Below are 18,510 nucleotides of genomic sequence, written 5' to 3'. Positions count from 1 at the left end.
AGCAAGCGGGTACGTCGCCTACGCCGCCTTCCCGAACTCCGGTGCGGGCGCGGCGAACACGGTCCCGGTCGCTGTGCCGAGGTCGGAATGGACGTGAAGGAGCCGGGTCAGCCCGGCTGCGCCCAGCGCCGCGGCGGCGCTGGGGCTCGGTGCGAGGAGGCACAGCCCGCCGCCGAGGGAGCGGGCCCGGCGTGCGGTGGCGACGAGCAGTCCCAGGCCGAGGGCGTCACAGGAGGTCACGCCCGACAGGTCGAGGACCAAGGAGCTTCCGGGACCGTGGGATACCCGCAGAAGGCGCTCACGCAGCCGCGGAACAGTGGTGAGACCCAGACATCCCCTGACGGTGACGACCGCGCATCCCCCGGTACCACGGGTGAGCGGGGCACGGCTGCCCGGGACGGTGGGCGAAGGCGGGGACCTGCGCCCCTGTGCGGACGTACGGGCGCCCTCCCCGCCGGAGTGCAGACGCAGTGCACCGGCGGGCGAAGAAGTGGTTCGGGGACTTGTCGACACCCTGGGCCTCCTCGGAGCGGATCGGCACGCTGCCGGGGGCTGGGGCGCTGCCCTCACCCTAGTCCTGCCCTTCACCCACGAACAGCCCGCCGGGTGCACGGGATCGGGCACCCGGCCCCGGCACGGCTCCTGCACCATCGGGCCGGAGCCGGGCCGCCCTTCCGCTTGCCGCGCCGGCCGTCGGATCGGTCCTCAATCGGGGACCGTCGCTATGAGGAGCTGTGCGGCCTGAGTGATGTTGTCGGCGTGAACGGCTCGGGCCATCGCGGTGCGCGCGGCGTCGGCGGTCGTGTCCGGAGGGACCACGAGCAGCGAGAAATGGTCGTTGTCGCCCCGGGTGATGAGGACGGTGTCGTCACCGACCGGGAACGAGTCGAGGTGCACGACGCGGTCGTCGATCACCAGGCGCGTCGGGATTCCCCGCCAGGCGGTGGCGTCGAGGCCGACCCGCGTGATCGGGCCGAGGTGCTCGGTCAGCGCGGTGATCAGAGCGGGCAGTTCCGCCGCGATGTCACGGGAGCGCGGCCACCACGCGCCGTCGAGCACCCCTTCGCGGGACCGGGTCGTCTCCAGCCGGAGGAGCGCCGTTCCGGGCTTCACCGCTCGGTGAATGGCGTCCGGAAGGAGTCTCGGTGGGGTGGGGATGTCGGATTCCGCCATGGTGGTTCGCCTGCCTGCGGGTGTGCCGACACGTCGCCCTGCGCCGGTACGGACATCGATGGGGTGGTTGAGCGGCGAGATGACGCCGTTGTTTCACGGTACTCCGGGTGGCTGCGGCGCCGCTCACCGCCGCAGGGCGCAGCGCGGCGATCCGCCCTCCGACCGGCATCGGGATCCGCCCGGCCCACACGTGCCGGGCGGGTCCCCGGGCTTTGCGTCGACCGCGCTGCCGCGACGTTCAACAGCCGATTCTCCCTCCCCCGTACTTGTCGTTTCGGCCCGACCGAGGAGTAGTCTGGAGGTACCGAGAGCACTTCGTACCCCGGCCTCCGTGTCGGCGTCGTTCTCGGCGAGCGAAGACACCAGGCCGCTGTCCACGGGCGGCGACCTGGAGACGGGTTCGCGTGATGTCCGCGACCATTGACCTTCCCGGGCCGCGGCGCGAGAGCCCCGCAGACCCGGCACCGACCGCACGTCTCGCGCTGAAGGCCGCCGGTGCTCCCCGTGGACTTCTGGACGGAGCCTGGTGGCCCCGCTCCCGCGATCTGCTGAGCGAACTTCCCGCCCTGGTCGATGTGCTGGACCCCACGTGGGCCCGGATCACCCGTATCGCCGTCAATCCTCAGCACTGGCCGGTCATCCCGCGCAAGATTCCCGTACACGGGCATGTGGTGAAGGCCGGCTGGTTCACGCCCGAGCTGGATCCGCACAAACTGCTCCTGCTCTCCTACGGCGTCGGCCGCTGGGATCTGCTGGTGATCCCCCCGCAGACCGATGAGGCCACCGCCGCACGGCTGATGGCCGCCGCGACCACCGCCACCGGGCCGCCGCTGACCGCGAGCGCGCTCATGGCGGCCGAGGGCGGCCCCGACGCAACCCCGACCGCCGGTCGGTCGCGGGACGCCACCGAGTCGGAAGAGGCATGGGAGTACGAGGGCGGGGCGCCCTCGATCCCCGTCGACGTTCCGGCCCGGCCCAGCCGCCTCCTCGTGGGGATGTGACCGCCATGACCACGGCCCTGACCATCCTCGTCATGGTCTTCCTGATCATCGGCGCGGCAGGCCTGATCCACCGACTCAACGCCCAGCACGCCGAGCGGATCACCCTGCACCGCTACAGCCGGTTCGCACCCGGCCGCCAGGGCGACCGCGACAGCACCGCACAGCCGGTCCCCGGGAAGCCCGAGCCGCTCGCCGTCCCCGCCCGCCGCGACCAACGGGACGGGGGCCGAGGACGTCTGCGCCCCCGGCGCCGGATCCGGCACGCGCACGGGCACTGATCCGGAACGCAGGGATTCCGCAGCCGCCGCACCAGCACCGGCCCCGGAACCGGCACCCGAGCCGGTCGACCTCGCCAAGGCCGCCCACGCGCGGGGACCGAAAGCGAACGGCGCGATCCAGCAACCGGTCTGACTCCCCAACCGAGCCGACCCGCAACCGTTCCATCCCGCACCACCAACGCCCACCCCCAGAGCCCCAGACCCCGGCCGCTTCACCCGTACCACCCCCACCGAGGTCAAGGAGCCCTGTATGTCCGCCAGTTCCACCTCCCCACCGCCCGTCGGCCCGCCGCCGACGCTCCCGTCGTCGCAGGAGTACGACGGGAGCGTCCCCTTCCCCGTCGACGACACGCAGCCCGCGCGCACCGGCGGCCGACGGCTGTACGCGGCGGTGACCGGCGCGATCGTGGTCATCCCGTTCCTGGCCCTCGGCCTCGGCGGCTGGCTGCTCTGGGGCAGCCTCGTCCATCCCACGGACGTCCTGCTGGCCCTCGGCCTCTACACGGTGACAGGGCTGGGAGTGACCGTCGGCTTCCACCGCGGTCTCACCCACGGCAGTTACACCGCCGTACGCCCCGTGCGCATCGCGCTCGCCGTGGCGGGCTCGATGAGCTTCCAGGGCGATCCCATCGGCTGGGTCGCCACCCACCGGCGCCATCACGCCTTCACCGACCGCCCCGGCGACCCGCACTCCCCGTACCGCTACGGAACCCATCTGCGCGGGCAGCTGCGCGGTCTCGGCCACGCCCACGTCGGCTGGCTGTTCCGCGACGGGCAGACACCGGTCGCGCGGTACGCACCGGATCTGCTGGCGGACGGCGACATCCGCGCGATCTCCCGGGCCTTCCCCGCCCTGTGCGTCCTGACGCTGGCCCTGCCGTTCGGTGCGGGCTGGGCCATCGGGGGCACCTGGCGGTACGCGGTGACCGCTCTGCTGTGGGCCGGATTCGCCCGGATCGCCCTGCTCCAGCACGTGACCTGGAGCGTCAACTCCCTGTGCCATCTGATCGGCGAGCGGCCGTTCCGTACCCGGCGACACGACCGGGCCACCAACTTCTGGCCGCTGGCCCTGCTCTCGTTCGGCGAGAGCTGGCACAACCTCCACCACGCCGACCCGACGAGCGCCCGCCACGGCGTCGACCGCGGCCAGATCGACCCCTCCGCCGCCGTCATCCGCCTTCTCGAACACCTCGGCTGGGTACGCGATGTGCGCTGGCCGACCGCGGACCGCATCGCGGACCGCCGTGCATGAGGTGTCACCGGGACGGCGCGCGGCGCGGTCAGCGGCGGGCCAGCGCGGTGTTGGCCTTCAGCAGCAGCGGGATGAGGACGTAGGCGGCGATGGGGACGACTATCACCGTGAGGATCAGCGTCCGCAGCAGCAGTGGGAGGTGGGCGGTGGTCGGGCCGAGCAGGCCGAGGACGGCGGTGATGGTCGGGTAGACGGCCAGCCAGGTGATCACAGCGCGGCGGTGGACGGACGGGGCGGCGGCAGATGTGTTCGTGGACATGGAAATCTCCCGGTCAGGGTGGCTGGAGGCTCGATCCCCAACCGTCGGGTTGGATTCTGACATCCCCTCACCTCCATGTCCAACCCAATGGTTGGGAATGAGTTAAAGTCATGGCATGGCCTGGGACACAGCACGCACGCGGCAGCTCCTGCTCGACGCCGCGGTCGAGGAGTTCGCCGAGCACGGCCCCGAGGGGGCCCGGGTCGCCCGCGTCGCGACACGTGCGGGCGTCAACAAGGAGCGGATCTACCAGTACTTCGGCAGCAAGGAGAAGCTGTTCGTCGCGGTGCTGGAGTCCGAGCTGCAGAAGCTCGCCGCAGCGGTGCCCCTGACCGATGAACAGGCCGCCGACCTGGGCGACTACGCGGGCCGGGTCTTCGACTACCACCACACGCACCCGCACTTCGTACGGCTGCTGGCCTGGGAGGGCCTGCTCTGCCAGGACCGGGTGGCCGCGGAGTGCGAACGCACCGACCACTACGCCGCGAAGATCGCCACGGTTACCGCCGCCCAGCAGAACGGGACGCTGACCGACGCGGTCGGCCCGGGCGAGCTCATGCACGCGGTGATCGCACTGACCGCCTCCTGGTTCACCCTTCCCCAGCTCACCCGCATGCTGATGTCCCCCGCCGCCCAGAGCGGCCCCGAGCACCAGCGCGAGGCCCTGGTCACCCTGGTCCGCCGACTGACCTCCTGACCCGCACGCGCGCACGGGCCACGGTGACGGATTCACCCGAGCAGCAGCGCGATCCGGCGGTCGGGCGTTCCCATACGTGGCATCACACGACCATGCAGGTCATGGCCGCCCACAGCAGCGGCGAGTGTTCGATCCGGCCGTCGGTCCGCCAACGGTCGAGTGGTTCGCGCTGCCAGCGGCCGAGCCGGTGCACGGGGTCGTGGTGCTCGTGCGCGGCGTCCACGGCGATGATCGCCTCGGACAGCGGCCGTACGGACTCGGGCAGGTCGGCAAGCCGGTGGAAAGCGAAGCTCGTCGGGAGCACCCAGCGCGTGGCGGTGACCAGTTCGGCGCCGTTGTGGATCATCGCTGTCGCCAGGCCAAACGATTCGGCGAACCGGAGATCGCCGCCGCTTTCGCAGCCGATGAGGGCGACGCGCGGCGGCGCGGGCCAGATCCGCGCACCCGGCTCCCCGTCGGCCGCAGGGGAAGCGTGCCCAGCAGGAGGTCCTTCGCCGACAGCGGCCGATGCGTGCGGACCGGCTCGGCCAGGCCTTCGGTCTCCGCGCCGCAGCTCAGGTGGAGCGCGCCGTCCTCGCTCTGTCCGCCTTCGCGGCGCGCTCCGCTCACGTGCCCGACGTACAGGAGCCCGCGCGCCCGCTTGCGGAGCACGCCGCCGAGCCAGTCCCGGTCGAGGTCGGTGCGGCGCAATGCCTGCGCCGTGGTGGCGACGGACGGCACGGCGCTCCCCGCGTCGATCCGGCTCTGGACGAAGGAGAGCAGCGCCGGGTCCGAGCCGGGCGGTCCCAGGACCGAGCCGAGCGCGGACTCGGCCCGGAATCCGGGGATCCGAGAGTCGAGGACGAGCACGACCGCGTCGGTGGCCGCGTTCGGCGCCGGGTGTGGCGCGGGAGCCTGCCGCCGCAACGACGCCGGGGCGGTCTTCACCACGTCCGCCAAGTCGATGAGCTGGACACCTTCGTCCACGGCCAGCAGTTCCCAGGGGACCTGGGCGCCCCGGGGTGACGGCTGAACGCGTATCAGCGGACGGCGGCCCGCGCGCCGCCACCTGGCGTATCTGCTCCGTCAGCCCCGGCGGCCACAGCGCCTCGGCCAGCACCCGCGCGAGCCGGTGCTCCTTGACGGGATCGGTCAGCGCTCCCGAGGAGAAGGCACGCCGCATCCCCTCCGTTCCCTCACCCACTCCCAGCAGGACAGTCCTTGAGGCCTGTGGACTTGAGGCCCCTGGACTGCGCAAGCAATTCACCCCCATTCGGCTGGCAAATACACTGTCGGCGCTTCCGGCGAAAATTCCTTCCGGTACCGTCGGCCGTGAACGCAGGTCACAGAAGTGCTTGCTGAATCGCATCCGATCGTATGAGGCGTGTTTTCATGAGCCTGTCCATCCGTAACCAGATCCCCGGCACCGTCACCACGGTCGCCACCGGTGAGGCCATGGCGTCGGTGAAGGTACGGCTGATCGGCGGCCAGGAGATCACCGCGGCGATCACCGCCGAAGCCGTGAAGGACCTCGGCCTGTCCGAGGGCGCCTCCGTCAAGGCCCTGGTGAAGTCCACCGAGGTGTCCCTCGCGACCGGCCCGGTCGAGGGCATCTCCATCCGCAACCAGATCGCCGGCACGGTCACCGAGGTCGCGACCGGCGGCGCCATGGGCGCGGTCAAGGTCACCGTCGCTGGCGGCGAGTTGACCGCCGCCATCACCAAGGACGCCGTCGAGGCCCTCGGCCTGGCCGCCGGTACGTCCGTCGTCGCGCTGATCAAGTCGACCGAGATCTCCCTCGCCGCCGTCTGATCACCGCCGCAACCTCCGGATCTCCCTCTCCAGCCGCTCGATCTCGCCCTATGATCGGCCGGTGAACGTCTCCGTCATGCTCACCGCCGCCGCGACGCCGACCGCTCCCGCTCTCGTCCTTCGCCCCTGGTGCTCGGACGACATTCCTGAGCTGATCGAGGCGTACAAGGATCCCGCTCTGCGCCGTGGGGCGCGCTCCCCGCTGGAGAGCGAGGAGGACGTGCTGCGGTGGATGCGGATGCAGGATCAGGGGTGGGAAGCGGGCGACCGGTTCGGCTTCGCCGTCCTCGAAGCGGGCCAAGACGCCGGGCCGCCGGAGTTGGTGGGCAATGTGGTGCTCAAGGACGTGGCCACCGGGGAGCCCTGCGCCGAGGTCGGGTACTGGACGGCAGCGGCGGCGCGTGGGCGCGGTGTGGCTCCGCGCGCCCTGGAGGTTCTCACCTCCTGGGCGTTCGGCACCTTCGGAGCCGACGGTCTGGAGCGCCTCGAACTCCTTCATCAGGTCGACAATCCGGCATCGTGCCGCGTCGCGGAGAAGTGCGGGTACGCCTTCGACCGGATTCTGCCTTCGTGGCCGCCCACGTACCCGCTCGACGGGCATCTGCACATCAAGACCGCACCGGGGCACGGCACTTCAGGTGACGTGCGGGCCGATTGAGGCGGTCCGCCCCGGTCCCCGTACCGGTTCCCGTATCGCTCCGCTATCCGCGCAGGAAGCCGTCTCCGTGCGCGGCGATGTGCGCCTCCAGGGCGCTCAGCGCCTGCTGCGTCGCGTCGGGGGTGCCTGAGCCGCGCCGCTCCGCGTAGTAGGCCGCCCCGAGCTGCTTCAGCAGGTCGTTTCCGGCTCGTTGCTGTTGGACCTCGTCCACCTTCTGCTTTCCCTGGTTCAGGGCGGACTGGGCCTGTTCCTTGGCCCGGTCGAGGAATCCCGGCATGACAACCTCCGCGTTTGGTGTGCGGCCATTCTGCTTGCTGGGGCGAGCCGCCCGCAGCAGGGCGCGCCGCTGTGCCCGCTCACGGGCTTCACGCAGTGCTTGCTCATGGGCTTCGCTGGGCGCGGCGGGCCGCGACGCGTACGCGCGTACCGCGGCGCGGTGAACGGCCGGGGCGTGGAGGCAATCCTGGAGGAGACCTCCACCGGCTCCCGTCACACCCTGCGGGCGGACTGGATCGTGGGTTGTGACGGGGCAGGCAGCACCGTACGCGCCGGGGCGGGTGTCCCCATGGAGGGACCGACCGGCCTGGGCGGGTATCTGAGCATCCGCTTCGAGGCGCCGCTGGGCGAGGTGGTGGCCGACCGTGCCGGCGCCTCACCGGGCGGATCCTTGAGCGGTTCGACGGAGGCGACCACGTCGGATTCCTCCTGGAGCCCCTGGCCGCAGTCAGGGCGAACGACGGCAGGCCGCTGTCCCTGCACCAGACACTCGACATCACCGCCGGGCATCCCACCCAGCTCCGCGCCGATAGCACCCGCTGTCCGAGCCACCGGGGGTTAGCCCTACCTGGAGCCGGGCGGGTAGCAGGATCGCCCCGGGGTTCCGCTTCCGGAGAGGCTGGGCACGGCACACACCGCCGTTTCCCGACGATTCCCCAGGAGTTGACTCGTGCGCGAGCAGGCATGGCAGAGGTTCCGTTCTTCCGGGCGACAGCAGAGCGGTCGGCCCATGGCCGTACCGGCCGCGGTCGCGGTGGCCGTGAGTGTCATGACGATGGGGGCCCTGGCGCCGCCCGCGGCGTCCGCGGCCGCCAGGCCGGACACCGTCCAGCAGGGCCTCAACGCGCTGGTGCACTCCGATGGCCTGCCCGCCGCGCTGGCCGGCGTCAAGGACCGCGACGGCCACACCCGTACGTACACCGCGGGGGTCGGCGACGTGGCCACCGGGTCGGAGGTACCCAGGGACGGTCAGGTGCGGATCGGCAGCAACACCAAGACGTTCACCGCGGTGGTCGTGCTGCAACTGGTCGGTGAGGGGAAGATCCGCCTCGACACGCCGATCGACAGGTATCTGCGCGGCCTCGTACGCGGGGACGGCATCGACGGGCGCCACATCACCGTCCGTCAGATCCTGCAACAGACCAGCGGACTGCCCGACTACCTGAACCACCTCGACGAGGACATCCGGTACTACGAGCCCCGCGAGCTCCTAGACCTCGCGCTCCAGCACAAGGCTCACTTCGACCCCGGGAAGAAATGGGAGTACAGCAACACGAACTACGTGCTGGCGGGCCTTCTCGTCGAGAAGGTCACCGGCCGCCCCCTCGCAGCCGAGATCGATCGGCGCGTCATCAAGCACATCGGGCTGCGCCACACCTACTTCCCCGCCCCCGGTGACGCGACCATCCGAGAACCCCACCCTCATGGCTACTACCGGGATTCAGCGGACCAGCCGCTGAGTGACGTCACGCAGATGGACCCCTCCTGGGCCTGGGCGGCAGGCCAGATCATCTCCACCAACTCCGACCTGAACCGGTTCTTCACCGCGGTCCTCGACGGCAGCCTCCTCCGGCCGGCCGAGCTGGCCCAGATGCGCACCACCGTCCGCGCCGGAGCCCCCTTCGCCGACGGCGCCCGCTACGGACTGGGGCTCGTGCGCACACCGTTGTCGTGCGGCGGTGTCTACTGGGGTCACGGCGGCAGCTTCCCGGGATACGAGACCCGGGGCGGAGTCACCGACAAGGGCCGCGCTGCCAACGTCGCGGTGACCGTCCAGCAGACCGACAAGACACCCATGAAGCACGTGGAGGGTCTCGTGGACACGGCCTTGTGCCGCTGAGCCACCCGGCTCCGCGACAGCGGTGGGGGGCTTGCGGCACGGCCGCAGACCCCCTGCTGATGCCATGCCGAAGGGCAGCCACACCGCTCACGCACACCACGAGCCATACGACGATGTTCCTTCTCATGACGCCCTCTACTCCCCTGTGTCGCCGGCCTGTTGAGATAGCGGATAGCGGCGATGAGACGGCGCCGAGCGGGTGGCGGTTCCTTTGGACGACAGCCCCACGGTCACTCCGTGTCGAAGTCCGTCCCCCTGGAAACCTTCCCCCACTCGGCGAGTTCGGCCCGTACGGAGTCCAGGTGTGCGGTCAGCCCGACCCGGACGAGCCCTTCCTCTGGTCGCCCGGGACGAGGTGATCGCCGTGCCGGTCCGGGGCATCTTCCCGTCCCGACTGACGGTGGCCGCCCGCAAGGACGACAAGCGGCCACTGGTTCTCGCCTACCTGGCCGCAGCCCGGGAGGTAAGGTCCACAGCCGCGCCCTGATCCGGCGCACGGCGTTGCCTACCAGCCCCTTACTCAAGGGCCGCTGACGGTTTGTCAGGCAGCCAGCGTCGCAAGCTCCGCGTTGGCCCGCTCGGCGACCAGGGTGAGGACACGTCCGGCGGCGGCCAGATCCTCGGCGGCCAAACCGCCCCAGATCCGGGCACCGATGGGGGCGGTCTCCGCCGTGGCGGCGGCGATCAGCTCGCGCCCCGCGTCCGTGGGGCGAAGGTGCGCACCGTCCGCGACGAGCAGTCGCTTGGCCAGCAGCTCGTCGAGAGTGGTGCGGATGTCGGCCGGATCGGCCTTGAGAGAACCCTGGACCTGGCTGACGAGATCCTCCGGCGTCGGCGGGACGTCGGCGGTGACAGCGGCGCGCAGGGCGATCTGCTGCTGGAACGTGATGCCGTGCCGGGCCAGGACGCACTCCAGGACGCCCCGGGCGGCGTAGTGGGCCAGGGCGAGGGCGCGGGGGTCGGCGACGGGTGCGGTGGTGGATACGGCGCTGGATGCGGTGGCGGTCATGGCGTTGTCTCCTGGGTGCTCTCGTCGTTCGGTACGGACGGGCCGAGCGGTGCGTCGAGCAGGGTTCTCAACTCGTCGGTGAACGCACGCGTCCGCGAGGCGTCGAGGCCGCCGAGCGGCTCCAGCAACTGCTGATGCAGTTCCTGGACCACCGTGATGGCCTGCCGCGTGACGGCCCGGCCCTGCTCGGTGAGGGCGAGCTGCACGGCGCGCGGGTCTCGGGGATCACGGGTGCGCTCGATCAGGCCGGCCGACTCCAGGGCGCGCGCCAGCTTCGAGACGTACAGCGCTTCCAGGCCGGTGTGGTCGGCGAGCCGGCGCTGACTGGGCCGCTCGCCGCCGCGCTGCATGCCGTGCAGCGACGCGACCACCGAGTACTGCGCGTGGGTGAGCCCCAGTGGAGCCACCGCGCGATCGACCGCGACGCGCCACTTGTTGGCGAGTCGCCATACGAGGAAACCGGGTGTGGGACCCGGCGAACCGTTGCTCATGACAAATAGAGTACATAGCTACTATGTCCATGGCTACTGTTTTCTGACGGAGTACGACCGGCTGTACTCCTCCGTCGACCGAAGCCGTCGCGACCCGGTGACGTTCCGGCACGTGGACCGGCTCGGGATCGGTCCCGGCATGCGGTGCTGGGAGGTCGGCGCCGGTGGCCCCTCCGTGCCCCTCGGGCTGGCCGAGCGGGTCGCCTCGGCGGGGACGGTGGTCGCCACCGACATCGACGTGTCCTGGACCCGGGGTGTCTCCGACGGTGTGATCGAGGTGCTGTCCCACGACGTGGCGGCCGACCCGCCGCCGCCCGGCGCCTTCGACCTCGTACACGCCCGGCTGGTCCTGACGCACGTCAGCGACCGAACCGAGGCCCTGCGCCGGATGGTCCAGGCGCTGCGGCCCGGCGGCCGGCTGCTCCTGGAGGGCGCCGACCCCACCTTGCAACCGCTGCTGTGCCCGGACGAGTCGGGGCCCGAACAGCGGCTCGCCAACCGGCTGCGGGCGGGCTTCCGCACCTTGATGGCGGCGCGCGGCGCGGACCTCGCGTACGGGCGGACCCTGCCCGGAGTGCTGCGCGAGGCCGGTCTGGAGGATGTGCGGGCCGACGCGTACTTCCCGATCACCTCGTCGGCGTGTGCCGTACTGGAGGACGCGACGGTGCGTCAGATCCGCCACCATCTGATCGGGCAGGGGCTCGCCACCGACGAGGAGATCGAGCGTCACCTGGCCAACGTCGCCGCCGGAAGCCTCGATCTGGCCACCGCCCCGATGATCTCCGCGTGGGGACGCCGCCGCCCGTAGCGGCGATCCGGAGCAGTACCTACGAGGACACGTGGCGCACCATGAACACGTCCACCGGGTCTTCGCTCTCGACCACGAACCCGTGCCGCTCGTACAACCGCCGGGCCGCGCTGCCCTGCAGCACGTTCACACGCACGGGGAATCCGCCGCGGTCACACCGCTCCAGCAGTTCGCGCAGGACGCCCGAGCCGATGCCGGTGCCCTGGAGGTGCGGAGCCAGGTAGAAGTGCTCCAGCCAGTGGGCGTCCTCGGCCGGTCGCAGGGCCACACAGCCGGCGAACACATCGGCCACCTCGATCACCCAGGTGTGGGCCGGGTCGAAACGGTCGCGCAGCCGCCGGCGCACCCGGTGCTCGTCGTACCGCCCGAGCCGTTCCAGGTCCGGCCGCATCACGACCGCACGCAGCTCGACCACCGCCTCGACGTCCGCCGCCGACGCCGCCCGTATGTTCCAGTCCGCCATGATCGCCACGCTACCGCCATGGCGTTGCACCCTGGCCAGCGCCCTCGCCACCGGGATCTCTACGCTCTCCGGCGGCAACTACCTCAACGTAAAAAGGCAAGGAGGTATATCCACTCCTTGCCACTCTCAACTTATAGCGCACTGGGGGGCTTGCCGCAAGGCCCCGGGGGTGGGGCAGAATCGCCGACCTAGGTCAGCACCTGGAGCACAAGGGGGATTCACGAAGTGCGTGTGTTGTCGTCGGTTCACAGGTCCGCGTTCGACCTTCCCGAGCGCCTCTCCCACAAGGCCGACCCGGCGCTGATCGACGGCGACGAGCGGCACTTCGCGGCGATCGCGGAGAGCCTGGAGCAGTCGATCGCCGAACTGTCCGACCGCCTGGAGGCCGCGCGCAGGGCGCCCGGCGGCATCGGCCGGGAGGCGATGGACCGGGACACGGAGATCCACCGGCTCACCGGTCGGCTGCGCACCTTGCGCCGCTTCGGCCTGGACCTGTGCCTCGGGCACGTCGTCCCCGCGGACGGCGCCGAGCCCGTGTACATCGGGCGCCTCGGTCTCACCGACAGCACGGGCCGCCGACTGCTCGTCGACTGGCGCTCCCCCGCGGCCGAGCCGTTCTTCGCCGCCACCCACGCCAACCCGATGGGTCTGACGAGCCGCCGCCGGTACCGCTGGACCCGCGGCCGGATCAACGACTACTGGGACGAGGTGTTCACCGCCGAGGGGCTGGAGGGGCGCGCCGCACTCGACGACCAGTCCGCGTTCATCGCCAGCCTGGGCGGCAACCGGTCGGCCCGGATGCGCGATGTGCTGTCCACCATCCAGTCCGACCAGGACGCCGTCATCCGCGCGGGCTCCCGCGGCGCTCTCGTCGTCGACGGCGGTCCGGGTACGGGCAAGACCGTCGTCGCCCTGCACCGCGCCGCCCACCTGCTCTACTCCGACCCGCGCCTCGGTCACCGCCGGGGCGGCGTACTGTTCGTCGGCCCGCACCGGCCCTACCTGGACTACGTCGCCGACGTCCTGCCGAGCCTCGGCGAGGAGGGCGTACAGACGTGTCTCGTACGGGACATGGTCGCCGAGGGAGCCACAGCGGCGGCCGAGACCGACCCGGAGGTGGCCCGTCTGAAGTCGTCCCCGGAGATGGTGAAGGCGATCGAACCGGCCGTGGGCCTCTACGAGGAGCCGCCCACCAAGGGCATGACGGTCTCGACCCACTGGTCCGACGTCTGGCTGAGCGCCGCCGACTGGGCCGCGGCGTTCGCGGCCGTGGAGCCCGGCACTCCGCACAACGAGGCGCGCGACCAGATCCGCGAGGAGCTGCTCACGATCCTGATGGACAAGCACGCGGACGAGTACGAGGACGACGACGAGGTCTCGCCCCAGCTGCTGCGGAGGTCGCTGCTCCAGAACCGGGAGCTGATCGGGGCCCTCAACCGCGCGTGGCCGATGCTGGAGGCGACCGACCTCGTCGGCGACCTGTGGACGGTGCCTGCCTACCTGCGCAAGTGCGCTCCCTGGCTCGGCGCCGACGACGTACGCGCGCTCCAGCGCGAGGAGGCGCAGGCCTGGACGGTGTCCGACCTGCCGCTCCTGGACGCCGCACGGCAGCGGCTCGGCGACGCGGAGGCCTCGGCGCGCAAGCGTCGCCAGGAGGCCGCCGCCGAGGCCGAACGCGCGCGTCGGGCCGACGTCATGGACAGCCTGCTGCAGAACGTCGAGATCGACGAGAGCGAGGGCGCGCTGGGGATGCTGCACGGGCAGGACCTGCAGGACACCCTGATCGACGAGAGCGCGCTGCCCACCGCCGAGCCGGACCTGCTGGCCGGTCCGTTCGCCCACATCATCGTGGACGAGGCGCAGGAACTGACCGACGCCGAGTGGCAGATGCTGCTGCTGCGCTGCCCGTCGCGGAGCTTCACCATCGTGGGCGACCGCGCCCAGGCCCGGCACGGGTTCACCGAGTCGTGGCGGGACCGGCTGGAGCGGATCGGGCTCGACCGGATCGAGGTGGCCTCCCTGAGCGTCAACTACCGCACCCCGGAAGAGGTCATGGCGGAGGCCGCGCCGGTCATCCGGGCCGCGCTACCGGACGCCAATGTGCCGACCTCGATCCGCAGCAGCGGCATCCCCGTCGTGCACGGATCGGTCGCGGAGCTGGATGCGATCCTCGACGGGTGGCTCGCGACCCATGACGAGGGGGTGGCCTGCGTCATCGGTGATCCGGGGTTCCGGGAGAGGTCCCGCGTGCGGTCGCTGACACCGACGCTGTCGAAGGGGCTCGAGTTCGACCTGGTCGTCCTCATCGACCCGGATACGTACGGCGGTGGCATCGAAGGAGCCGTCGACCGCTACGTCGCGATGACCCGCGCGACCCAGCGACTCGTCATCCTCACCAGCGCCTGACGGCAACGGCCCCCACCGCACCTGGGACGTGTGGCGGGGGCCGAGCGGTGGTGTGAGGGCACCCACAGGAAAACCTGTCGCTTCCCCGTGCCACGTCGTCGACCATGACGGCATGACCATCAGCGCACCGTCCGCCACCGGAGTCCGCACCGACTGGGACCGAGTTCCCGAGCACGTCCGGTGCGGCCTTGAGGCGCGGCTGGGCGCACCGGTCACCGAGGCGGTGACCCAGCACGGCGGATTCTCGCCCGGAGTGGCCGCGCGCGTGCGGCTGGCGGACGGGCGGCGTGCCTTCGTGAAGGCGGTGAGCGCCGAGGCCAACCCCGCCAGCCCGGCGCTCCACCGCGCCGAGGCCCGCGTCTCCGCCGCCCTGCCCCTCGGTGTCCCCGCGCCGCGGCTGCTGGCCACCCACGACGACGCCACCTGGGTAGCTCTGGCTTTCGAGGACGTCGACGGACATCAGCCCCACGTGCCGTGGCGCGCGGACGAGTTGTCGCGCGTCCTGCACGCGGTGGGCGAGCTCGCGCACACCCTCAGCTCCGTGCCCCTCGACGTCCCGACCGTCGTGGAGAGCGAGGCCGAGTCCTTCCGGGGGTGGGAGCAGCTCCTCGACGGCGACGAAAGCGCACGGGACCGGCTCGACCCCTGGGTGCGGCGGAACCTGGCCACGCTCGCCGATCTCTCCGCACGTTGGGGCGAGTTCGCCGTGGGCGACACCCTCGCCCACGGCGACCTGCGCGCTGACAACATCCTCTTGACCGCCGACGGCCGCGTCGTCTTCGTCGACTGGCCCCACGCCGTACGCGCGGCGCCCTGGTTCGACCTGCTCCTGATGCTGCCCTCCGTGCGTGCACAAGGAGGCCCCGACCCCGACGAGGTGTTCACCGCGCACCCCGTGGGCCGGGACGCCGAGCCCGAAGGGGTGACCGCCACCCTCGCCGCGCTGGCCGGCTATTTCGTACGCCAGTCGCTGCGCAGCGCACCACCCGGACTGCCGACCCTGCGCGCCTTCCAGGCAGCCCTGGGCGCCGCCGCGATCGAGTGGCTCAGGACACGCCTGGGCTCGCGACTCCCGTAGCCGCCACGTGGGCGCACGCCCGGCGCCGACCCAAGACTCACGCGGCACTCAAGCGAAATGCCAAGTCCCGGACGTAGGCTGGAGCGCCGCTGCTAAGTCATACGTACCATGCACTCTTGTTCGCACAAGAGTTGAGAGAGGGGACCTCACCCATGGCAGGCGCTCGCCCGGAAGCCACAGGAGCTTCACAGACGTCCGGCACCCCGCACGGCTCGGAGACCGAACAGCCCCTGGGCTCCTCCGGCGCCCCGGACCAGTTGACGGGCGAGTTACTCGAACTCTCCCTGGGCTACCTCTACTCGGCGGCCCTGCACACCGCCGCCCGCTTCGGCATCGCCGACCACCTGGCGGGCGGACCGCGCAGCGCCGACGAACTCGCCAAGGCCTCGGAGGTCGACGGCCCCCACCTCTACCGGCTCCTGCGGTTCCTCGCCACCAAGGGCGTCTTCCGCGAGGACGAAGAGGGCCGCTTCCACCTCACCCCGCTCGCGCAGCCGCTGCGCACGGACACCGAGCGCTCGCTGCGCGACTACATCATGGTGCGCGGCGAGCCGGTCTTCTGGCAGTCGGCGGCCCAGCTCCACGAGGCCGTACGCACCGGCAGCACCGCCTTCGAGAACGTGTACGGCGTGCCCTTCTACGACCACGTCGCCGCCGACCCGGAACTCGGCAAGGCCTTCAACTCCAGCATGGCGGCGTTCTCCGAGACGCTCAGCAACGACGTCGTCGAGGCCGTCGACTTCTCCGGCGCCACGAGCGCCGTCGACGTGGGCGGCGGGCGCGGCGGTCTGCTGCGCGCGATCCTGCGTCGCAACCCGCACATGACGGGCACCCTGGTCGACCTGGAGACGGTGGTGGCCGGGCACGTGCTCGACACCCCGGAGCTGACCGGGCGCTGGAGCGCCCAGGCGGGCGACTTCTTCGCCTCCGTGCCGTCCGGCGCCGACGTCTACCTCCTCAAGCACGTGCTGGCCAGCTGGCCGGACGAGGAGTGCGTACGCATCCTGCGGACGTGCCGCGAGGCGATGCCCGCGCACGCACGCCTCCTGGTCATCAACGCGATGATCCCGGCGGGCAACGACCCGCACCCGGGGAAGACCATCGACGTGCTGATGATGACGGTCCTGAACGGAAAGGGCCGTACCCGCGCGGAGTACGAGGCGCTGCTCGCCACGGCGGGATTCTCGGTCGTACGCGTTCTGGACCCCTCGCCGCACGCGTCGGTCATCGAGGCGGTCGCGGCCGACTGAGGCTCCGCACGACGTGAGGGAGCGGGGAGGCCGGGCCGGCGCATGCCCTGGGAACTCGGCGCGCCGACCCGGCCCGGCCGTCACGGCTGGAGCCTGCTGACCCTCCAGTCGCCGCCGGTGCGGTCGTAGCGCAGCCTCTCGTGCAGGCGGTCGGTGCCGTTGGCCCAGAATTCCACGCTGTCGGGCGCGAGTCGGTAGGCGGTGAACGTCGCGGGGCGCGGTAACGGCCGCTGCGGCTCCCCCAGCTCCCGGGCCCTGTCACGCAGTTCGACCACGTGGTCGAGGTCGTCCATCGGCTGACTCTGCCGGGAGGCCGTGCTCATGGCGTGGGTGAAGACGGGCCGCGCGAACCACATGTCGTCCGCCTCGGCGTCGGGCAGCCGGCTCACCGGGCCTGCCAGCGTGATCTGCTGGCTGGTCTCCCTCCAGTAGAGGACGCCGGACGCCCAGGGGTTCTCCGCCAGTTCCCGGCCCTTCTGGCTGCTGGAGTGGGTGAGGAAGACGATCCCGGCGTCCGTCATCGAGCTGAGCACCACGATGCGGGAGGACGCACGGCCCCGGGAGTCGGCGGTGGCCAGGGCCAGCGCGCGTGGCTCCCGTACCCCGCGCTCGACGCTGCTCTCCAGCCACGAGGCCAGCAGCCCCATCGGCTCGGGGGGTGGCGTGCGGAACTCGGGGAATTCCACCTCGATGCTGCCGGTGAGCGTCTCGGAACGGGGGGAGCCCGCACGGCTGTTGGAGGCGTTGACGGGAGATCCGTTCGACTGGGACAGGTCAGGCATGAAGAATCCTTTCGATGGTCGAAACAATCATGTCCCTCGACCTCGACGGCGTCGACGGGGCCTCAGCGGGTGCTGCCCAGATTCCGGTCGGCGTCGGAGCCCCGAAGCATCAAGGTGGCCTCCTCGATGCGGTGGAAGCGTCCGTCGGGCGCGAGGTCGGCGAAGACGTACACCTCCATGCTCACCGTCGAGCCGTCGTTCTTGGTGACGTCGACGGTGTGCCGGTCGGCGTACTTGCCGCCGTCGTACAGCTCCTCGTGGACCGTGACACGGCCGTCGGCGACGACGGTGCGCAGATGGGAGATGTGCTCGACGAACTCGGCGCGGTCGGCCCACTCCCCGTCGGTGCGCTGGCGGTACTGCGCGGTGAAGTGGCGGTCGGCCGCCTCCGCCACGGTGATGCCGGTGTTGAAGAGCAGGTCGTTGAGGGCGGCGCTGATACCGGTGCGGTTCATGGTGGTTCCCTTCACACAAGACCCATAGCGCGTGCGCGGCGCACGCATCAATGACACCGTAACAGGCGAAGCGTGCGCTGCGCACGCTATTCTTCGGGGGTGGAGAACGAAGTAGGGCACGAGATCGCGGACGCGCTGGGGATTCTGCTGCGCCGCACCACGCGCGCGCAGTTGCACAAGCAGCTCACCACCGGCATGGGCGAGGGGGTGGACGAGGTGACGTACCCGGTGCTCAGCGCACTGGCACGGACGGGGCCGCGCAGCGCGGCCGACCTGGCCCCCGATGTCGGTATCGATCGCTCCGGCGTCACCCGCCGCGCCTCGCGGCTGGAGGCGGCCGGGCTCATCCGCCGTGAGGCGGACCCCCACGACCGGCGGGCGCAGCTGCTCGTCCTCACCGAGCGGGGTCGGCTCGCGGTGACGGAGCTGCGTACGCGTCTGGCCGCCCACATCACGGCCAGTCTGTCCTCCTGGCCGCCGGGCGAGGCCGAGGCGTTCGCCCACCAGCTGCGCCGTTTCACGGCCGAGGGCCCGTTCGCCTAG

General features: G+C 71.3%; 24 protein-coding genes. 13 read left to right on the top strand and 11 right to left on the bottom strand.

What is annotated here, in order from left to right; translation table 11 throughout:
• Window positions 1-18 precede the first annotated feature (18 nt).
• Window positions 19-651, bottom strand: coding sequence for an STAS domain-containing protein (locus QIY60_RS29795; protein ID WP_283145271.1), 633 nt, complete (start codon window positions 649-651; stop codon window positions 19-21).
• 54 nt (window positions 652-705) lie between these two features.
• A complete protein-coding gene (locus tag QIY60_RS29790; protein WP_283145270.1) occupies window positions 706-1,173 on the bottom strand; it encodes a DUF5994 family protein in 468 nt (155 codons plus the stop codon).
• Window positions 1,174-1,580: 407 nt separating this feature from the next.
• On the opposite strand from QIY60_RS29790, the gene QIY60_RS29785 reads away from it, so the two are divergent.
• The 3 genes from QIY60_RS29785 (at window position 1,581) to QIY60_RS29775 (ending at window position 3,704) form a co-directional block, all read left to right on the top strand.
• Complete coding sequence (locus QIY60_RS29785; RefSeq protein WP_283145269.1) at window positions 1,581-2,174, top strand: DUF5994 family protein; 594 nt, start codon at window positions 1,581-1,583, stop codon at window positions 2,172-2,174.
• A gap of 5 nt (window positions 2,175-2,179) precedes the next feature.
• A complete protein-coding gene (locus QIY60_RS29780; protein ID WP_283145268.1) occupies window positions 2,180-2,452 on the top strand; it encodes a hypothetical protein in 273 nt (90 codons plus the stop codon).
• A gap of 250 nt (window positions 2,453-2,702) precedes the next feature.
• Complete coding sequence (locus QIY60_RS29775; protein ID WP_283145267.1) at window positions 2,703-3,704, top strand: acyl-CoA desaturase; 1,002 nt, start codon at window positions 2,703-2,705, stop codon at window positions 3,702-3,704.
• A gap of 28 nt (window positions 3,705-3,732) precedes the next feature.
• Here QIY60_RS29775 and QIY60_RS29770 read toward each other — a convergent pair whose 3' ends face one another.
• On the bottom strand, window positions 3,733-3,963 hold the full coding sequence (locus QIY60_RS29770) for a hypothetical protein (RefSeq protein WP_283145266.1): 231 nt from the start codon (window positions 3,961-3,963) through the stop codon (window positions 3,733-3,735).
• 115 nt (window positions 3,964-4,078) lie between these two features.
• Here QIY60_RS29770 and QIY60_RS29765 point away from each other — a divergent pair, with 115 nt between their 5' ends.
• On the top strand, window positions 4,079-4,660 hold the full coding sequence (locus QIY60_RS29765) for a TetR family transcriptional regulator (protein WP_283145265.1): 582 nt from the start codon (window positions 4,079-4,081) through the stop codon (window positions 4,658-4,660).
• An 82-nt stretch (window positions 4,661-4,742) separates the two neighbouring features.
• Here the strand turns inward: QIY60_RS29765 and QIY60_RS29760 are convergent, their stop codons facing one another.
• Complete coding sequence (locus QIY60_RS29760; RefSeq protein WP_283145264.1) at window positions 4,743-5,006, bottom strand: hypothetical protein; 264 nt, start codon at window positions 5,004-5,006, stop codon at window positions 4,743-4,745.
• Window positions 5,003-5,626: a hypothetical protein gene (locus tag QIY60_RS29755; RefSeq protein WP_283145263.1), complete on the bottom strand. Its 624-nt coding sequence runs from the start codon at window positions 5,624-5,626 to the stop codon at window positions 5,003-5,005. The genes QIY60_RS29760 and QIY60_RS29755 overlap by 4 nt, the downstream gene beginning before the upstream one ends.
• A gap of 405 nt (window positions 5,627-6,031) precedes the next feature.
• Here QIY60_RS29755 and QIY60_RS29750 point away from each other — a divergent pair, with 405 nt between their 5' ends.
• Both QIY60_RS29750 and QIY60_RS29745 read left to right on the top strand, forming a co-directional pair.
• Window positions 6,032-6,451, top strand: coding sequence for a TOBE domain-containing protein (locus QIY60_RS29750; RefSeq protein WP_283145262.1), 420 nt, complete (start codon window positions 6,032-6,034; stop codon window positions 6,449-6,451).
• Between the two features lie 61 nt (window positions 6,452-6,512).
• The gene (locus QIY60_RS29745) at window positions 6,513-7,109 is read left to right on the top strand and encodes a GNAT family N-acetyltransferase (RefSeq protein WP_283145261.1); all 597 of its coding nucleotides are present in this window, start codon (window positions 6,513-6,515) and stop codon (window positions 7,107-7,109) included.
• A gap of 43 nt (window positions 7,110-7,152) precedes the next feature.
• On the opposite strand, the gene QIY60_RS29740 is transcribed toward QIY60_RS29745, so the two are convergent.
• The gene (locus QIY60_RS29740) at window positions 7,153-7,386 is read right to left on the bottom strand and encodes a hypothetical protein (RefSeq protein WP_266989503.1); all 234 of its coding nucleotides are present in this window, start codon (window positions 7,384-7,386) and stop codon (window positions 7,153-7,155) included.
• Window positions 7,387-8,115: 729 nt separating this feature from the next.
• Between QIY60_RS29740 and QIY60_RS29735 the strand changes: the two genes are divergently transcribed.
• Window positions 8,116-9,225, top strand: a complete 1,110-nt coding sequence (locus QIY60_RS29735) for a serine hydrolase domain-containing protein (RefSeq protein ID WP_283145260.1) — start codon at window positions 8,116-8,118, stop codon at window positions 9,223-9,225.
• Window positions 9,226-9,529: 304 nt separating this feature from the next.
• Window positions 9,530-9,712 carry a hypothetical protein gene (locus QIY60_RS29730; RefSeq protein WP_283145259.1) on the top strand — a complete coding sequence of 61 codons (183 nt, stop codon included), beginning with the start codon at window positions 9,530-9,532 and terminating at the stop codon, window positions 9,710-9,712.
• A gap of 54 nt (window positions 9,713-9,766) precedes the next feature.
• On the opposite strand, the gene QIY60_RS29725 is transcribed toward QIY60_RS29730, so the two are convergent.
• Together QIY60_RS29725 and QIY60_RS29720 are read right to left on the bottom strand one after the other, a co-directional pair.
• Window positions 9,767-10,234: a MarR family transcriptional regulator gene (locus QIY60_RS29725; RefSeq protein ID WP_283145258.1), complete on the bottom strand. Its 468-nt coding sequence runs from the start codon at window positions 10,232-10,234 to the stop codon at window positions 9,767-9,769.
• Window positions 10,231-10,725 (bottom strand): MarR family transcriptional regulator, encoded by a 495-nt coding sequence (locus QIY60_RS29720; protein WP_283145257.1) that lies wholly within the window; start codon window positions 10,723-10,725, stop codon window positions 10,231-10,233. Before QIY60_RS29720 ends, QIY60_RS29725 begins: the two co-directional genes overlap by 4 nt.
• A 43-nt stretch (window positions 10,726-10,768) precedes the next feature.
• Here QIY60_RS29720 and QIY60_RS29715 point away from each other — a divergent pair, with 43 nt between their 5' ends.
• Entirely contained in the window at window positions 10,769-11,533 is a 765-nt protein-coding gene (locus QIY60_RS29715; protein ID WP_283146117.1) for a methyltransferase domain-containing protein, read from the top strand.
• Window positions 11,534-11,552: 19 nt separating this feature from the next.
• On the opposite strand, the gene QIY60_RS29710 is transcribed toward QIY60_RS29715, so the two are convergent.
• Window positions 11,553-11,996, bottom strand: a complete 444-nt coding sequence (locus QIY60_RS29710) for a GNAT family N-acetyltransferase (protein ID WP_283145256.1) — start codon at window positions 11,994-11,996, stop codon at window positions 11,553-11,555.
• Between the two features lie 234 nt (window positions 11,997-12,230).
• Between QIY60_RS29710 and helR the strand changes: the two genes are divergently transcribed.
• The 3 genes from helR to QIY60_RS29695 all read left to right on the top strand — a co-directional run bounded on the left by helR (window position 12,231) and on the right by QIY60_RS29695 (window position 16,730).
• The gene (helR, locus tag QIY60_RS29705) at window positions 12,231-14,402 is read left to right on the top strand and encodes an RNA polymerase recycling motor ATPase HelR (protein WP_283146116.1); all 2,172 of its coding nucleotides are present in this window, start codon (window positions 12,231-12,233) and stop codon (window positions 14,400-14,402) included.
• Between the two features lie 112 nt (window positions 14,403-14,514).
• Window positions 14,515-15,480, top strand: a complete 966-nt coding sequence (locus QIY60_RS29700) for an aminoglycoside phosphotransferase family protein (RefSeq protein ID WP_283145255.1) — start codon at window positions 14,515-14,517, stop codon at window positions 15,478-15,480.
• Window positions 15,481-15,632: 152 nt separating this feature from the next.
• Window positions 15,633-16,730 (top strand): methyltransferase, encoded by a 1,098-nt coding sequence (locus QIY60_RS29695; RefSeq protein WP_283145254.1) that lies wholly within the window; start codon window positions 15,633-15,635, stop codon window positions 16,728-16,730.
• An 80-nt stretch (window positions 16,731-16,810) separates the two neighbouring features.
• Here QIY60_RS29695 and phzG read toward each other — a convergent pair whose 3' ends face one another.
• Entirely contained in the window at window positions 16,811-17,512 is a 702-nt protein-coding gene (gene phzG / locus QIY60_RS29690; protein ID WP_283145253.1) for a phenazine biosynthesis FMN-dependent oxidase PhzG, read from the bottom strand.
• A 62-nt stretch (window positions 17,513-17,574) separates the two neighbouring features.
• On the bottom strand, window positions 17,575-17,967 hold the full coding sequence (locus QIY60_RS29685) for a nuclear transport factor 2 family protein (protein ID WP_283145252.1): 393 nt from the start codon (window positions 17,965-17,967) through the stop codon (window positions 17,575-17,577).
• A 99-nt stretch (window positions 17,968-18,066) separates the two neighbouring features.
• Between QIY60_RS29685 and QIY60_RS29680 the strand changes: the two genes are divergently transcribed.
• Window positions 18,067-18,510, top strand: a complete 444-nt coding sequence (locus QIY60_RS29680; protein ID WP_283145251.1) for a MarR family winged helix-turn-helix transcriptional regulator — start codon at window positions 18,067-18,069, stop codon at window positions 18,508-18,510.

This window comes from Streptomyces sp. BPTC-684 (genome assembly GCF_030028635.1).
GTDB lineage: Bacteria > Actinomycetota > Actinomycetes > Streptomycetales > Streptomycetaceae > Streptomyces > Streptomyces noboritoensis.
The sequence above is the reverse complement of the archived record's forward strand: the minus strand, read 5'-3'. Positions and strand labels throughout refer to the sequence as shown.

What these genes read in the sequence shown, in the direction of transcription:
- QIY60_RS29790 (WP_283145270.1), bottom strand. Translation starts at nt 1,173, where the DNA reads ATGGCGGAATCCGACATCCCCACCCCACCGAGACTCCTTCCGGACGCC.
- QIY60_RS29740 (WP_266989503.1), bottom strand. Translation starts at nt 7,386, where the DNA reads ATGCCGGGATTCCTCGACCGGGCCAAGGAACAGGCCCAGTCCGCCCTG.
- QIY60_RS29725 (WP_283145258.1), bottom strand. Translation starts at nt 10,234, where the DNA reads ATGACCGCCACCGCATCCAGCGCCGTATCCACCACCGCACCCGTCGCC.
- QIY60_RS29720 (WP_283145257.1), bottom strand. Translation starts at nt 10,725, where the DNA reads ATGAGCAACGGTTCGCCGGGTCCCACACCCGGTTTCCTCGTATGGCGA.
- QIY60_RS29770 (WP_283145266.1), bottom strand. Translation starts at nt 3,963, where the DNA reads ATGTCCACGAACACATCTGCCGCCGCCCCGTCCGTCCACCGCCGCGCT.
- QIY60_RS29735 (WP_283145260.1), top strand. Translation starts at nt 8,116, where the DNA reads ATGGCCGTACCGGCCGCGGTCGCGGTGGCCGTGAGTGTCATGACGATG.
- QIY60_RS29750 (WP_283145262.1), top strand. Translation starts at nt 6,032, where the DNA reads ATGAGCCTGTCCATCCGTAACCAGATCCCCGGCACCGTCACCACGGTC.
- QIY60_RS29710 (WP_283145256.1), bottom strand. Translation starts at nt 11,996, where the DNA reads ATGGCGGACTGGAACATACGGGCGGCGTCGGCGGCGGACGTCGAGGCG.
- QIY60_RS29765 (WP_283145265.1), top strand. Translation starts at nt 4,079, where the DNA reads ATGGCCTGGGACACAGCACGCACGCGGCAGCTCCTGCTCGACGCCGCG.
- QIY60_RS29760 (WP_283145264.1), bottom strand. Translation starts at nt 5,006, where the DNA reads ATGATCCACAACGGCGCCGAACTGGTCACCGCCACGCGCTGGGTGCTC.
- QIY60_RS29795 (WP_283145271.1), bottom strand. Translation starts at nt 651, where the DNA reads ATGGTGCAGGAGCCGTGCCGGGGCCGGGTGCCCGATCCCGTGCACCCG.
- QIY60_RS29685 (WP_283145252.1), bottom strand. Translation starts at nt 17,967, where the DNA reads ATGAACCGCACCGGTATCAGCGCCGCCCTCAACGACCTGCTCTTCAAC.
- QIY60_RS29780 (WP_283145268.1), top strand. Translation starts at nt 2,180, where the DNA reads ATGACCACGGCCCTGACCATCCTCGTCATGGTCTTCCTGATCATCGGC.
- QIY60_RS29695 (WP_283145254.1), top strand. Translation starts at nt 15,633, where the DNA reads ATGGCAGGCGCTCGCCCGGAAGCCACAGGAGCTTCACAGACGTCCGGC.
- QIY60_RS29700 (WP_283145255.1), top strand. Translation starts at nt 14,515, where the DNA reads ATGACCATCAGCGCACCGTCCGCCACCGGAGTCCGCACCGACTGGGAC.
- QIY60_RS29775 (WP_283145267.1), top strand. Translation starts at nt 2,703, where the DNA reads ATGTCCGCCAGTTCCACCTCCCCACCGCCCGTCGGCCCGCCGCCGACG.
- QIY60_RS29785 (WP_283145269.1), top strand. Translation starts at nt 1,581, where the DNA reads ATGTCCGCGACCATTGACCTTCCCGGGCCGCGGCGCGAGAGCCCCGCA.
- phzG (WP_283145253.1), bottom strand. Translation starts at nt 17,512, where the DNA reads ATGCCTGACCTGTCCCAGTCGAACGGATCTCCCGTCAACGCCTCCAAC.